The sequence below is a fragment of the Bacillus sp. AFS017336 genome, from assembly GCF_002555445.1.
Lineage (GTDB): Bacteria > Bacillota > Bacilli > Bacillales > Bacillaceae_G > Gottfriedia.
The window spans coordinates 71,671-86,140 of record NZ_NUCO01000011.1; the positions used below are offsets into that span (position 1 = coordinate 71,671).

Annotated in this window: 13 protein-coding genes; 10 read left to right on the forward strand and 3 right to left on the reverse strand. The window is 31.7% G+C overall.

What is annotated here, in order from left to right; genetic code table 11:
- The first annotated feature begins 144 nt into the window (after positions 1–144).
- Positions 145–855: a YoaK family protein gene (locus tag CN601_RS05305; protein WP_098119808.1), complete on the forward strand. Its 711-nt coding sequence runs from the start codon at positions 145–147 to the stop codon at positions 853–855.
- Positions 856–899: 44 nt separating this feature from the next.
- Here CN601_RS05305 and CN601_RS05310 read toward each other — a convergent pair whose 3' ends face one another.
- Together CN601_RS05310 and CN601_RS05315 are read right to left on the reverse strand one after the other, a co-directional pair.
- Complete coding sequence (locus CN601_RS05310; protein ID WP_098119809.1) at positions 900–1,604, reverse strand: DUF554 domain-containing protein; 705 nt, start codon at positions 1,602–1,604, stop codon at positions 900–902.
- A gap of 27 nt (positions 1,605–1,631) precedes the next feature.
- Positions 1,632–2,606, reverse strand: coding sequence for an NAD(P)H-quinone oxidoreductase (locus CN601_RS05315; protein ID WP_098170360.1), 975 nt, complete (start codon positions 2,604–2,606; stop codon positions 1,632–1,634).
- A 274-nt stretch (positions 2,607–2,880) separates the two neighbouring features.
- Here CN601_RS05315 and CN601_RS05320 point away from each other — a divergent pair, with 274 nt between their 5' ends.
- The 4 genes from CN601_RS05320 to CN601_RS05335 all read left to right on the forward strand — a co-directional run bounded on the left by CN601_RS05320 (position 2,881) and on the right by CN601_RS05335 (position 6,066).
- Positions 2,881–3,333 (forward strand): MarR family winged helix-turn-helix transcriptional regulator, encoded by a 453-nt coding sequence (locus tag CN601_RS05320; RefSeq protein WP_179865447.1) that lies wholly within the window; start codon positions 2,881–2,883, stop codon positions 3,331–3,333.
- Positions 3,334–3,355: 22 nt separating this feature from the next.
- Positions 3,356–5,194 carry an ABC transporter ATP-binding protein gene (locus CN601_RS05325; RefSeq protein ID WP_257131620.1) on the forward strand — a complete coding sequence of 613 codons (1,839 nt, stop codon included), beginning with the start codon at positions 3,356–3,358 and terminating at the stop codon, positions 5,192–5,194.
- Positions 5,195–5,425: 231 nt separating this feature from the next.
- A complete protein-coding gene (locus CN601_RS05330) occupies positions 5,426–5,674 on the forward strand; it encodes a hypothetical protein (RefSeq protein ID WP_098170362.1) in 249 nt (82 codons plus the stop codon).
- 158 nt (positions 5,675–5,832) lie between these two features.
- A complete protein-coding gene (locus CN601_RS05335) occupies positions 5,833–6,066 on the forward strand; it encodes a hypothetical protein (protein WP_098170363.1) in 234 nt (77 codons plus the stop codon).
- A gap of 102 nt (positions 6,067–6,168) precedes the next feature.
- On the opposite strand, the gene CN601_RS05340 is transcribed toward CN601_RS05335, so the two are convergent.
- The gene (locus CN601_RS05340) at positions 6,169–6,681 is read right to left on the reverse strand and encodes a GNAT family N-acetyltransferase (protein WP_098170364.1); all 513 of its coding nucleotides are present in this window, start codon (positions 6,679–6,681) and stop codon (positions 6,169–6,171) included.
- Between the two features lie 148 nt (positions 6,682–6,829).
- Between CN601_RS05340 and CN601_RS05345 the strand changes: the two genes are divergently transcribed.
- The 5 genes from CN601_RS05345 (at position 6,830) to efeO (ending at position 14,469) form a co-directional block, all read left to right on the forward strand.
- Positions 6,830–7,753, forward strand: coding sequence for a LysR family transcriptional regulator (locus tag CN601_RS05345; RefSeq protein ID WP_098170365.1), 924 nt, complete (start codon positions 6,830–6,832; stop codon positions 7,751–7,753).
- A gap of 48 nt (positions 7,754–7,801) precedes the next feature.
- Complete coding sequence (locus tag CN601_RS05350; protein ID WP_098170366.1) at positions 7,802–10,072, forward strand: AAA domain-containing protein; 2,271 nt, start codon at positions 7,802–7,804, stop codon at positions 10,070–10,072.
- 103 nt (positions 10,073–10,175) lie between these two features.
- Complete coding sequence (locus tag CN601_RS05355) at positions 10,176–11,351, forward strand: amino acid deaminase/aldolase (RefSeq protein ID WP_098170367.1); 1,176 nt, start codon at positions 10,176–10,178, stop codon at positions 11,349–11,351.
- Complete coding sequence (locus tag CN601_RS05360) at positions 11,339–12,646, forward strand: D-arabinono-1,4-lactone oxidase (RefSeq protein WP_098170368.1); 1,308 nt, start codon at positions 11,339–11,341, stop codon at positions 12,644–12,646. The genes CN601_RS05355 and CN601_RS05360 overlap by 13 nt, the downstream gene beginning before the upstream one ends.
- Before the next feature lie 974 nt (positions 12,647–13,620).
- On the forward strand, positions 13,621–14,469 hold the full coding sequence (gene efeO, locus CN601_RS05365; RefSeq protein ID WP_098120845.1) for an iron uptake system protein EfeO: 849 nt from the start codon (positions 13,621–13,623) through the stop codon (positions 14,467–14,469).
- The last annotated feature ends 1 nt before the right edge of the window (position 14,470 follow it).

Below are 14,470 nucleotides of genomic sequence, written 5' to 3' on the forward strand. Positions count from 1 at the left end.
AAAAGACTACTAATCATGTTAACAGACCTCATTTTTACTAAATAACTTAGAAATGAAGGATGAATGTTCACAATTATAAACATAATAATGGTGATTCTAATGATAAGATAATGATAATTTAACTTTGTAGTAGGAGATCTTTGATTGAAATCTAAAAAAATAATTCCTTCATTATCATCAAATTCAGTTTATCTTGGCGTTTTGTTAGCTTTAGTCGGTGGCTTTTTAGACGGATATACATTCATTAGTAGAGACGGCGTATTTGCTAATGCACAAACAGGTAATCTTGTGCTACTAGCAATCAATTTATCATACGGGAATTGGAAGAATTCGGTTGATTACATACTGCCAATCATCGCATTTATTCTAGGCGTATTGGTGGCTGAATCTGTTAAGCATCCGCGCTTAAGGGAGCTTTTATACAGCTATAGACGCTCAATTTTAATTTTAGAATGTGTAGTATTAATAATAGTAGGGGTATTACCAAGTAGTATACCTAATATCGTTGTAACTGTTTGCATCTCATTTGTATCTTCATTGCAAATTTCAACATTTACTCATTTAGATAAGTGGACATATAATTCGACAATGACAACTGGTAATATAAGAATTGCTTCACAGGCCGCGTATACCGCTTTTGTAAATCAAGACGAGGAAGCAAAAACAAAGTTTAAGGAGTTTTTAGTGATTATCCTTTCTTTTTCGTTTGGAGCTTTATTCGGAAGTATTTCAACAAAATATATTGGGAATCAGTCGGTTTGGCTTGCTGCAGGAGTCTTATTAATCGCCTTAATTTTATATCATAAAGATAAAGGTTATTTTAAGAAAAAGTACATCTACATAAATGAAAAATGAGCCCTTAAAATGGGCTCATTTTTTGTGAATAAAATATGTAATTTCTATTTAAAAAATTGAATGATACATACAATAATAAGTGCAAATAAAACTGAAGGTAACATATTTCCTATTTTTATTTTTACTACACCTAATGAATTCAATCCTAGAGCGATTAATAAAATACCGCCTGTACCTGAGATTTCGGCAATGATTGAATTGAGTAAGTGCTGTGTGACTAAGTTTGGAACAAATGATGCAAAAATAGCAATAAAGCCTTCATAGATTAAAACCGGTAAAGCGGAAAATAACACGCCAATACCAAGAGTTGATGTTAAAATGATTGATAGAAAACCGTCCATCATTGATTTTGTATATAAAATTTCGTGATTGTGGCGAAGACCGCTGTCTAACGCACCTAGTATTGCCATCGCACCAACACAAAATAATAAAGTTGAAGTAACAAAACCTTTTGAAATGGATCCTTCATTTTTAGAATGAAATTTACTTTCTATAAATAGACCTAATTTATCTAATTTACTTTCGATATCTAACCATTCTCCGACTACCGCACCTAAAGAGAGGCTAAAAACAACGATTAGAATTTGATTTGTTTTCATTGCTAATGTAAAACCGATTACGATGATCACTAATGAAATTGACTGAGTTACTAAGTTTTTCATACGATCTGGAATTCTTTTAATAAATACACCTAGTAATGAGCCAAAAATAATTGCTGCTGCGTTGACAATTGAACCAAGTAAGACCATTTTTATCCCCTTTTATATCTCTTTAATTTAATCTATTTTCAAGACTATTTTTCCAATGTTTAAATTGTTCTCCATTCGACTATGAGCTTCATTTACTTCATGCCAACTATACACTGAATCGATAATTGGTTTTATTTTATTGTTCGTAAAAAGTGGTAAGACAAATTTTTTGAATTGATTCGTTAAATGGATTTTTTGTTCAAGCGTTTGTGAGCGCAAAGTACTTCCAATAATCGAAATTCTCTTCGTCAAAAGTGGTAATAAGTTCACATCATTTACTTTAATTCCACCCATTGTTCCAATTAAAATCAGTCTACCATTTGTTGTTAATGATTGAAGATTTTGGTGGAAATAGGATGCACCAATAAAGTCTAGAATAACATCGACTCCGGCATGAACAGTTATTTCTTCAACTTTCGTTTTAAAATCCTCATTTTTATAATTTACAACATAGTTCGCTCCCAAATCAGTACATGCAGCTAACTTCGATTCATTCCCTGCAGTAACGATTGATTTTGCTCCGAGTTCTCTCGCAAGTTGAATTGCTGCAGTTCCAACTCCACTAGCTCCTGCATGAATTAACACCGTTTCATTTTCTTTTAATTTACCTAACTCAAATAAATTTAAGTATGCTGTCAAAAAGACCTCAGGTATGGCTGCAGCATCTTCGAATGAAAGATGATCAGGAATTGGAATTACTAAATCGGCAGGGATGGAAACATATTGTGCATAACCTCCACCTGGTAATAATCCACAAACGCGATCACCAATATTCCAATTCGTTACATTTGGGCCGATTTGTTCAACAATGCCAGACATTTCTAATCCTAAAATTGGAGAAGCACCTGGAGGTACGGCATACTTACCGTGTTTTTGTAATAAGTCAGCGCGATTAATTGCTGTTGCATGAACTTTTACAAGAAGTTCATTTTCTCCTAAAGCAGGCATTGGATAATCGTCAATAAATAATTGCTTTGCTTCATCAATTTGTACTGCTTTCAAATTCAAAACCACCTTTAATTTTAGATAATTCTTATCATACTATATAAATAATCGAAAGAATATTTTAAAAACTGAGACAGGTTAAGTTGTACAGAATATATTGTTATATGGAAAATGTAACAAAGTGAAAATAACAATAAAGTGAATGTTATTTGAATGAACATACAGTTTTCTTTATTAACATCTTTTAATTGTACAAAAGAAACTCTAAGGTTTATTATTAGTTTATAAAGTAAACAGTTTATAATGTGAACTAATATAGGAGATGGTATACGTGTCAGAACTGCAGCAAGCAATTGAATTAACGAACTCATTATTCTCAATTGCACGCCAACTAAAAAGGTTAAGCTTTCAAACGGCTACTAAACTAGGGTTAACGGTTCAACAGTTAATTATATTGAATTCAATTCGTAATAAGGAAGGTTTAACACAAAAAGAATTAACTGAAAGATTACTATCTGCAAAAAGCAGAGTTAGTCTTAGTATAGATGAGTTGGAGAAAAAGAATTACGTAAAAAGGGTAACTTCGGCTGTAGATCGACGAGAAACTCAATTATTTTTAACCTCTGAAGGTATACTTATTTGCCAACGTTATCGCGAAGAGTCAGAGGCTTATAAGAGTTTAGCAAACTCTATGGAACAATTTTCCGAAGAGGAGATTAATTCGCTTATTAGAATGCAAAAACAAATCTTAACTCATTTAGTAAATGAGCAAAATACACTTTAGAAATTAGGAAGGATTGAAAATTATGTCAGGATTTGGTGGAGGACCTCCAATGGGTCCCCATGGATTTGGTCGAATGCGATTTGATGAAAATGCACAAAAACCGAATATTACAAAAGCACTGCTGCTAAGAATTGGGAAATATTTTATGCCTTATTGGAAGCAAACTTTACTTGTGGTGCTTATCTTACTAGTAACTTCGGTGCTAGGCATTTTACCTCCAATTATTATTCAACATATTGTTGATACCGCATTACCAAATAAGAATTTAAGTTTACTAGTTTATCTCGTACTCGCCTCTCTTAGTACGACAATTATTTCAGGTTTGTTAGGCGTATGGCAAAATTATTTAAATGCCTATGTTGCTCAAAATATCATTTACGATATGAGAAACCAAATGTATGTTCATTTGCAGCAAATGCCACTACAATTTTATTCAAATGTAAAGCAAGGTGAAGTAATCACTCGAATGACGGCTGATATTTCTGGTGTTAAAGCAGTTTTTGATAGTACGATTGTAAGTTTTGCTAATAATCTATTCATTCTTATTTCTACTGCTGTTACCTTACTAGTAATGAATTGGAAGCTAGGGATATTAGGATTAATCATCGTGCCACTATTTATTCTTCCAACTCGAAAAATGGGAAGTGTCAGATGGAGTATTGCAAAACAGACACAGGAAAAAACGAGTGAGCAAAATCATATAATACAAGAAACATTGAGTATAAGTGGATACTTATTAATGAAGCTTTTTACAAAGGAAAAAAGAGAATTTAAAACGTTTGATGAAATCAATGTACAGTCTACAACTCTTAAAATAAAGGAATCTATGGCAGGGCGCTGGTTTATGATGATTCTAAGTACATTTACTAGCATCGGTCCAATGTTAATCTATTTATATGGTGGGTATTTATATTTTCAAGGTGAAATAACAATTGGGGCAATCATCAGCTTTGTCGCTTTACTAGGACGTTTATACGGACCTGTTAGTCAATTAACAAATTTATACGTCAATATCACAAGCTCAGTTGCTTTATTTGAACGTATTTTTGAATATTTTGATATGAAATTAACGATTAAAGATCGAGATAATGCAGTTGAAATGAATGTTATGAATCTAGATATTGAGTTTGAAGACGTTTCTTTTAATTATCAAAAAGACAAAACCGCATTACGAAACATTTCCTTCAATGCCCCATCTGGTACAATGACGGCTTTAGTTGGACCAAGTGGCGCAGGAAAGACGACGATTACAAATTTAATACCTCGGCTTTATGACATGACTTCTGGTTCTATAAAAATTGGAGGTCGAGATATTAGGGAATTCACAATCCAATCGTTACGATCTCATATTGGCCTCGTAACCCAGGATAGCTATTTATTTAATGGAACGATTAAAGAAAATCTATTATATGCAAAAGATGATGCGTCAGGTGAAGAAATCATTGAAGCATGTAAAGCTGCTTATATACATGATTTTATCATGGAGTTACCAAATGGATATGATACGGTTGTAGGAAATAGAGGAATCAAACTCTCAGGTGGAGAAAAACAAAGACTATCAATTGCTCGAGTTTTATTAAAAAATCCTGAAATCATCATTCTTGACGAAGCAACATCTTCATTAGATACTTTATCAGAGTTTTATATTCAAAGTGCAATTCAAGGATTATTAAAAAATAAAACATCAATTGTTATCGCACATCGTCTTTCTACAATTATGGCTGCTGATCACATTATTGTGCTTCAGGATGGAGAAATAGTTGAGGAAGGCAAACACGAAGAATTATTGATGGAAAACGGTTTATATAAAGAATTATACAAAAAACAATTTGGTAAAAAAGCAATCGCATCGATTGAATAAAGAGAACAAGGATGAGCCATTCGGAAATGAACGAATGGCTCATTTTTTTGTATAAATAAAGGTTTATCTTTATAATTGTTGAATTTATGTCTTCATAAGAGTCGTACCTAGGTGGATTAACGTATTATAGTCTATTGATAAGCGGGTTGAATCATTAGATAAAAAACCAATCAAAAAAGATAACGTGGAAAAACGCATTATATCTTTATGAAATTAAGGAGATTATGCAGAATGATTAAAAATATCTTTAAAATTTTAGCGATCATAAGTGCCATTAGTTTGTTAATTTATGTTGGTTTTACTTGGAATGACAGTTCAAAAATAAGCGAGTTATATCAGCAATTACTTCTCATGAGTATGCTCATTTTCAGTGGAATTGACAATTTACTAAGTATCGACAAAAAAAAGAAGCTTCTTGGAGTTTTGTACTTTGTAGTGGCATTTTTTATAACATATGTTGTTTTTACGAAATATGTATAAAAGTATTTATGCTTTCTATTAACCGATTTCGCAAAATAGGAATAACTCTTCACCTGTCCTTTATAGATTATTAAGGAGACTTAAAGGATTTTATCTTTTGAAATGGAATAAAATACTAATTAACTATGCAATTAACTTCAAAAAGTAGGTGAATTTCTATGAAAAAAATTTATGAAACTCAAAAACCCGAAAGCAAAGTGATGGTTGATGATGACAAAATCTTTTCACCAATTGAGGATTTGCAAAAAATGCAAGGAGTCATTCCTTTTAAACGAAATAGTTTAGAATTAGGTAAACAGCCAAGGGCAATCAGGTTTATAGGATATTTTTTTATTGGATTCATTGTAGTTTCGACTTTAGTCCTTTTAATTGCAAATTTATTATATAATTAATAGTTTTTTTACCGATAAGTAATTGAACGATTTAAATAAAATTAAAAGGGCATGTTTTGAAAATACAATCAAAACATGCCCTTTCATTATCTTCATATTTATTTAATCTTCTACAGGTTCTTTAGGGCCATTAAGTTCTAATTGATAAAAAGCTAGGTCAAGCCAGCGATTGAATTTATATCCTGCTTTATTTATAGTACCTGAATGGACAAATCCAAAGTTTTTATGCATAGCAATACTTTTTTCATTTTCAGCATCTATACCTGCTATTAATGTCATGTATTCTCTTTTTGTCGCAATGGCAATTAATTCCTTCATTAAAGAAGTTCCGATGCCTCTTTTTCTAAACTCACCATTTACATAAATAGAATGTTCAATCGAATATTTATAGGCTGGCCACGCTCTAAATGGGCCGAATGTAGCAAATCCAGCCACTTTTTCATCTATTTCGAAAACGATGATTGGAAAACCTTCTTGCATCTTTTGGTCAAACCAAATTTTTCTATCTTCTAGTGTTTGAGATTTATAGGAATACACCGCCGTTGTATTAAGTATTGCATCATTATAAATCGCTAAAATGTCTAGTAAATCCTCTTTAGTTGCTTCCCTAATCATTTTTTTCTTCCTCTCATATGTAATTGTTTGTTATTACATATTTTAAAACTTTTCACCCAAACCGTAAAATTGAAATTTTTAATCATTTGCTATAGATTAAAGTTATAGCAAAAAAAATCGACAAAATATATATAAAGACGGTGAATACATGAAACTCCAGCAATTTCGATATATAGTGGAGATTGCAAAGCACAATTCGATTAGTAAAGCAGCGACTGCACTTTTCGTAACACAACCTAGTATTAGTAAAGCTGTGCGTGATCTTGAAACTGAGTTAGAAATCATGATTTTAGATCGAACGAATAAAGGTGTTGTCTTTACAAAAGATGGCACTGAACTATTATTTTACGCTAAAATGCTGTTAGAACAAATGGAATCTGTTGTCCATCATTTTCACAAAGAGAAAACAACTGACTCAACTAAGCTATCCATTTCATCCCAACATTATGGTTTTGCAATCGAGGCATTTGCAAATTTAATGAATTATTTTGATGAACAGAAATATGAGTTTGCGATTCGAGAAGGAAAGACGACTGATGTAATTGAAGATGTTCATTCTTGTAAAAGTATTCTTGGAATTTTATCGCTAACTGAGTTAAATAAACATATTTTTGCACGTTATTTTACGTCAAAATCACTAACATTTAATCCGATAGCTACTTTGCAACAACGCGTCTTTTTGCGAAAAGAACATCCATTAGCCCATCTTGAATCGATTAAATTAGATCAGTTAACTGACTATCCATATTTGACATATCAGCATGATGATATGTTATTGCATTTTGCAGAAGAAGCACTCGATGTAGACAATATTGGAAAACTTGTTTATCTCCAAGATCGAGGGGCAATGAATAATCTTCTTTCAAATACAGATAGCTATAATCTAGGAACAGGCTGTATTGTTCACAACTATATGAATCCAAATATTATCTCAATTCCACTTGAAGGAGCAAACCAAGTTCAGATCGGCTGGGTGAAGAGAAATGATGTGTTTTTACCAGCAGAGGCACTTGTTTATATTGACTTTTTAAAATTAGCATTAAAAAAATCTATACCTAAGCAAAGTGAATGAACAAGTGGAGTATAGGTTCAAATTTTTTAAACTAGTAAGGTGAAATAGATGCTTAATAAACTAAGTGACGTAAATAATTTAATTACAGAATGGCAATCAGCAATTGAAGCAGAACGAAATTACCTTAAATTTCATGGTGGAAGGAGCTATACCCTTACAAAAGGAACTCCTTTATATCAAATTGGACAAAGTACGGTAATCTTATTTACGATTTATGCAGAAATTTTTGTTCCAGAAGGCACACCTGTTCGGATCAAAATAGAAAATCAAGAATATCAAGGTGAGATGTTATCATTTAAGGGATCACAAGTCGAAATAAAAATAAATGAAAGTTTCCAAACGACAATTCCATATGCAGAACTTTTTAATGAGCCATGGGAGTTATTAGATCAGTTAATTGATCGACTTGAGGAGATTAAAGATTATCGAGGTAAACAAAAAAAAGTACTGAAATTAATGAATGCTGATTCGACTGCTAAGCATTTAACGAAAATGAAAAAGGATACTTCAGTTTTGCAGGAGTTAATTTACCGTTCCTTTTATAATGCAACAACTTATATTTGGGGACCGCCTGGTACTGGAAAGTCTTATAATTTAACGAAGATTATTTTAAAGCATTACGAAAAAAATAAATCTGTATTAGTTATTGCTCATTCAAATGCGGCAGTGGACGTTTTAATGAAGAATGTTATACATGAATTAGAGCAGAAAGAAAAATGGAAAAGTGGAGAAATCGTCCGATACGGCTATACAAAAGATGAAGTATTGCTACAGCATGAAGACATTCTTTCGTCAAAGCTTGTTGAAGTAAGTGGTGAGATAAACCATGATGAATTGGAAAATTTGGATGAACGAAAGCATTCAATGTTAAAAAAAGCAAGAAGGGGAGCGGCTTCGAAACAAGAATTAAATGATTTGAGTAAAATTCAAAATAAGTTAAATAAAATTCGAAGTGAAATCCGTGAAAAAGAAAAAGAGTTAATCGATCAAGCAAAAGTAATTGGAACTACATTATCAAAATGTTCAATTGATCCATTAATTTATTTAAGACAATTTGATTTAGTAATTGTTGATGAAATCAGTATGGCATATACACCACAAATTGCATTTGCTGCAACTTTAGGAAAACGAATTGTCGTATGTGGAGATTTTAAACAATTGCCACCAATTGCGTCTTGTTTTCATAATGATTATGTAAAGAAATGGCTTCAAGAAGATTTATTTCATCATACGGGGATTGTTCAAAGAGTTGAAAACGGTGAACCATTACCTAACTTAGTTTTGCTAAATAAACAAAGAAGAATGCATCCTGCCATATCAGGATTTACGAATAAAGAAATTTACCAATCATTAGTATTTGACCACCCTTCAGTAAAAAGAAGACAAGAAATTGCAAAGCATAGACCTTTTCCTATGAAAGCAAATAGTTTAATTAATTCACAATTTCTAAAAACCTATGCTTTAAAAGATTCAAATACAAATTCAAGATATAATTTAGGAAGCGCGATTATTGCCATCCAATGCATTCTTACAAGTATAGTAGATGGAGTTAATTCTATTGGTATTGTCACACCATACAGAGCTCAAGCAAAATTACTTTCTGCTCTACATAAAGAGATTATCGGTAAAACAAAATATAGAGAATTGCCAATACAAATCGCAACAGTCCATCGATTTCAAGGAGCGGAATGCGATGTGATTATTTTTGATTCTGTTGATACTTATCCACAATATTCACCTGGATTATTACTAACAGATCAAAATAGTGAGAGATTAATAAATGTTGCACTAACTAGGGCGAGAGGCAAATTTATTCATATTGCAGATATTCCTTTTGTCAAAAATAAAACAAAACCAAATAAAGCGATCAATAAATTAATTCAATATCAAGTTAATCATGATCACAAAGTGGCTAAAGAAGAATTCAATAAACTATTTACGAAAAGTATTTCTAAGAGGTTGAAATTATTTTTTAATGATTCAACTGAGGGCATAACTGAATTAGTGAATGATTTAAAAAATGCAAATAAAAATATAGTTGTTTCAATGCCTAATTTATCAACTATGTCTTTGGAAATTCGAAAAATTATAAACGAAATCGAAATTCCAATTTTATTTATAAGTGAAGCTCATTTTGAAAAACAAAAGAATAGAAGATTTATTAAAAAAGATCAAGTTCAACCGTTTATTATGATTGACAATGAAGTACTTTGGTACGGTATTCCTATGTCAAATGTGAGCTTAAATCAATCAATTAATTCAGTAAGATTGCAAAGTACTTTAACTATACAAGTATTAAAAGGGTTTATCGATTTTTAAAAATTACATGGAGCATATTCTATGTAATTTTTTTTATTCTTATTAAATCAAGTTTCGCATAAATTAATAATAAAAATGCTAAGGGATAGGGACAGGTGAATAAATGGTCGATCGATCGGTTTTTACTAAAATGTCTATGCCATGTGCTTTTTTAGATTGGGATGCTTTTGTTAAAAATGTTGATGATATTGCAAAAAAATCAAACGGTAAAAAAATAAGGATTGCCACAAAGTCGATTCGTAGTGTACAAGTATTAAATTATATTTTAGAAAGCGATGAATGTTTTGAGGGATTAATGTGTTATAGCCCACATGAGGCAGACTTTCTTGCCGAAAATGGTTTTGATAATTTGTTAATTGGCTATCCAACGGTTGATGTAAGTGGCTTAAATAAAATTGCCTTACAAATAAAAAAAGGTAAAAAGATTATTTGTATGGTAGATGAGACGGAACAAATCGGCATGATTGAAAAAGTTGCAGCAAAAAATGAGGTTGTCATTCCTCTTTGTATTGATGTAGACATGAGCACTTCTTATTATGGGTTTCATTTTGGAGTAAGAAGGTCACCGATAAAAAATACAAGAGATTTAGTTCCAATACTCACACATATTTTGCAATCATTGAATGTTCGATTAGAAGGAATTATGGGGTATGAAGCCCAAATTGCTGGGGTTGGTGACGATGTAAAAAATAGGTTTATAAAAAATAAAGTCATTCAATATCTTAAAAAGAAATCCTTAAGTGAAATTGCAAAAAGACGAAAGGATATTGTTAAATATATTGAAAAAGATGGATATCAACTTGATTTTGTAAATGGTGGTGGGACAGGAAGTCTTCAATCAACTTCGAATGAAAAGGTAGTTACAGAAGTTACAGTTGGGTCTGGATTTTATTCACCAACTTTATTTGATGAGTACAGGAGCTTTCAATACGAACCAGCAATTGGTTTTGCTTTACCAATTATTCGAAAACCAGCAGATAAAATTTTCACATGCACAAGTGGAGGGTTTATAGCATCAGGAGCAGTAGGGCAAGAGAAATTGCCAACCCCATATTCTCCTACTAACTGTACATTATTGCCATTAGAAGGTGCGGGTGAAGTGCAAACACCAGTTTATTACTCAGGTCATGAAGACTTAAAAATAGGCGATGCAATTTTATTTAGACCAAGTAAAGCTGGTGAAATTGCTGAGCGATTTTCAGAGCTATATGTTGTCAGTAAAAATAAAATAATTGACCGTTTCACAACATACCGAGGAGATCGGGGGTGCTTCCTATGAAAAGTATGTTGTGGAAAAACTGGTCTGGAAGTGTCAAATTTAATCCAAAACAAGTAATGTACCCAACAACGATTGAAGATGTTGTAAACATCGTTAGCATGGCTAACTCGGAAAGAAAAAAAATAAGAGTAGTTGGATCAAGTCATTCATTTACACCACTTATAGCTACAAATGACTATTTAATTTCACTAGACAACTTAAGTGGCGTTATTTCAATTAATAAAGAAGAACAAACTGCTGAAGTTTGGGCGGGTACTAAATTAGAGCAACTTGGATTTGAATTGTATGAATCAGGTTACTCACAAGAAAATTTGGGTGACATAAATGTTCAATCGATTGCTGGAGCTTTTTTAACTGGTACGCACGGTACAGGCGTTAATCACGGAATATTATCAACACAAATTGAAGAGATGACAGTAGTATTACCGTCTGGGGACATACTAGACTGTTCAAAAACAAAAAACACAGATCTTTTTAGGGCAATTGGTGTATCACTAGGTTTACTAGGAATCGTTGTTAAATTTAAAATTAGAATAAAACCTGCTAAAACTTATCGTTATGAAAGCAAAAAAGTAAATACTGATGAAATCTATAGTAATCTATCAAATTTGAAAAAAGAAAATGAACATTTTGAATTTTACTTATTTCCATATTCAAATAATGTTCAAATTAAGCTGATGAATGAAACAAGAACGAAGAAGCATTCATTTAAGTTTGAAAAATGGAAAGTAGCAACACTTGAAAATAAAGCATTTTGGTTTTTAAGTGAATTTAGTAGAAACTTCCCAAAAAGTAGTCCTCAAATTAGTAAAATAAGTGGTAGTAGTGTTCCAAACACTAATATGATCGGTCCTAGTCACGAATTATTTGCAACAACACGCAATGTGAAATTTAACGAAATGGAATATAATATTCCTGCTGAAAAGATGGATGAAGCAATTTTAGAAATTCAGGAAGAAATTCAAAATAAGAAATTTAACGTCCATTTCCCAATAGAATGTCGCTTCGTAAAAGAAGACAATTTTCTAATTAGTCCAGCTTCAATGCGGGATTCAGCATATATCGCAATCCATATGTATAAAGGCATGCCACATCAAGAATATTTTAATAGAATAGAAGAAATTCTCCAAAGTTATAACGGCAGACCGCATTGGGGTAAAATGCACTCAATGAATCTTGAAAAATTAAACGAAGTATATCCTCAACTTTCTAACTTCCTAAGTATTCGCGCTCAACTAGATAAGAATGATATTTTTGCTAATGCTTATTTGTCTAAATTATTTCAGATTGGGTAGTTAACGGGTTTTGGACTATATTTGAGTATGGTGCCTTCTTTATAATTCTTTTTATCTTACTCATGAAGCCTTTATGAGTAACGCTTTTTCGGATTTGTGTTCTTATAGTTACTCATGAACCTTCTATGAGTAACTATTTTTCAAATTTGAGCCTTTTTAGTTACTCATGAGCCCTCTATGAGTAATACTTTTTCATAATTCATCCGTTTTAGTTACTCATGAACCTTCTATGAGTAACATTTTTGTAAATTTTAGCTCATTTAGTTACTCATGAATCCGCTATGAGTAACTATTTTTTATATTTCAGCCATTCTAGTTACTCATGAGTCCTCTATGAGTAACACTTTTTCATAATTCATCCATTTTAGTTACTCATGGACCCTTTATGAGTAACTATTTTTCATAATTCATCCATTTTAGTTACTCATGAACCCGCTATGAGTAACTATTTTTTATATTTCATCCATTCTAGTTACTCATGAACCTTCTATGAGTAACACTTTTTCATATTTCATCTATTATAGTTACTCATGAACTCTCTATGAGTATCTATTTTTCATAATTCAGCCGTTTTAGTTACTCATGAACCCTCTATGAGTAACTATTTTTCATAATTCATCCATTTTACATACTCACAAGCCATACTTGAGTAAGCAAATTTCATTTTCACATTATATTACTATCGCGTGAATGGATCATGAGTGACTTCGATTCATTTTTCAATATTGACTAGATTGTATTTCAACACCGAGAAATGACTGAGCTATACTTCAGTCATTTTTCATTTGTAAATAGGTAAAAGTTATCGATTTAATAATCTAGGTTGGGCCAATACATAACTCTCAAATAACTAAAATTGTATTTTTTATTAATTTCTAATTGAAAATTTTTATCAATTGTATTATGATAATAACTGATAATAGTTATCAATATCACTTACATATACTTAACTTAGATTTTTCGGGGGTATTTTTATGAAGAAGCAAACTACAATAATCGCAATTTCACTTGCTACAAGTTTAATGATGGCAGGTTGTGCACAAAAAAGTGAAGAAGCTAGTAATGTTAAAAAAGATTCAAAGGTAGAAGCAAAAATTAACTTAGATAAAGAGATTAGTAATTATAGAGAATTTGTTGTATCACAAACAGAGGAGTTCGTAGCGAATACTCAAAAATTTGTAGACGCAGTAAATAAAGGAAACATGGCTGAGGCAAAACGATTATATCCGATTAGTCGTTCATATTACGAAAGAATTGAGCCAGTAGCAGAATCATTCGGTGATTTGGATCCAAAAATCGATGCTCGTGAAGGTGATGTTCCTGCTAATGAGTGGACTGGATTCCATAAAATCGAACAAGTACTTTGGGTTCAAAATACTACAAAGGGACTTGAAAAATATACAGAACAGTTAATGACGGATGCTAATTATTTAAGAGCAAAAGTAGAAACGGCTAAAATTGATCCAGTATTATTTGTAACAGGTCCAGTAGAACTATTAAATGAAGTATCATCTTCAAAAGTAACTGGTGAGGAAGAAAGATATTCTCATACAGATTTAGCTGACTTTGCTGCAAACGTAGAAGGTTCAGATAAAATTGTTCAATTATTATCTGAAAAATTAAAAGCAAAAGATGCTGATTTAGCTTCAACGATTGAAAATCGTTTTAATGATTTAATGACAACGTTAAATACTTACAAAAAAGGTGATCAGTACGTTGATTACAAACAGTTAAAAGAAGATGAAGTGAAAAAATTAGCTCAACAAGTAGATGCATTAGCAGAACCAATTTCTCAAGTTGGGTCAACATTAGGGGTAAAATAAT

Excerpts from the sequence above, each read along its gene's own strand:
- CN601_RS05335 (WP_098170363.1), top strand. The coding sequence starts at position 5,833 with ATGAAAAAAATTTATGAAACTCAAAAACCCGAAAGCAAAGTGATGGTT.
- CN601_RS05340 (WP_098170364.1), bottom strand. The coding sequence starts at position 6,681 with ATGATTAGGGAAGCAACTAAAGAGGATTTACTAGACATTTTAGCGATT.
- CN601_RS05325 (WP_257131620.1), top strand. The coding sequence starts at position 3,356 with ATGTCAGGATTTGGTGGAGGACCTCCAATGGGTCCCCATGGATTTGGT.
- efeO (WP_098120845.1), top strand. The coding sequence starts at position 13,621 with ATGAAGAAGCAAACTACAATAATCGCAATTTCACTTGCTACAAGTTTA.
- CN601_RS05310 (WP_098119809.1), bottom strand. The coding sequence starts at position 1,604 with ATGGTCTTACTTGGTTCAATTGTCAACGCAGCAGCAATTATTTTTGGC.
- CN601_RS05355 (WP_098170367.1), top strand. The coding sequence starts at position 10,176 with ATGGTCGATCGATCGGTTTTTACTAAAATGTCTATGCCATGTGCTTTT.
- CN601_RS05330 (WP_098170362.1), top strand. The coding sequence starts at position 5,426 with ATGATTAAAAATATCTTTAAAATTTTAGCGATCATAAGTGCCATTAGT.
- CN601_RS05350 (WP_098170366.1), top strand. The coding sequence starts at position 7,802 with ATGCTTAATAAACTAAGTGACGTAAATAATTTAATTACAGAATGGCAA.
- CN601_RS05345 (WP_098170365.1), top strand. The coding sequence starts at position 6,830 with ATGAAACTCCAGCAATTTCGATATATAGTGGAGATTGCAAAGCACAAT.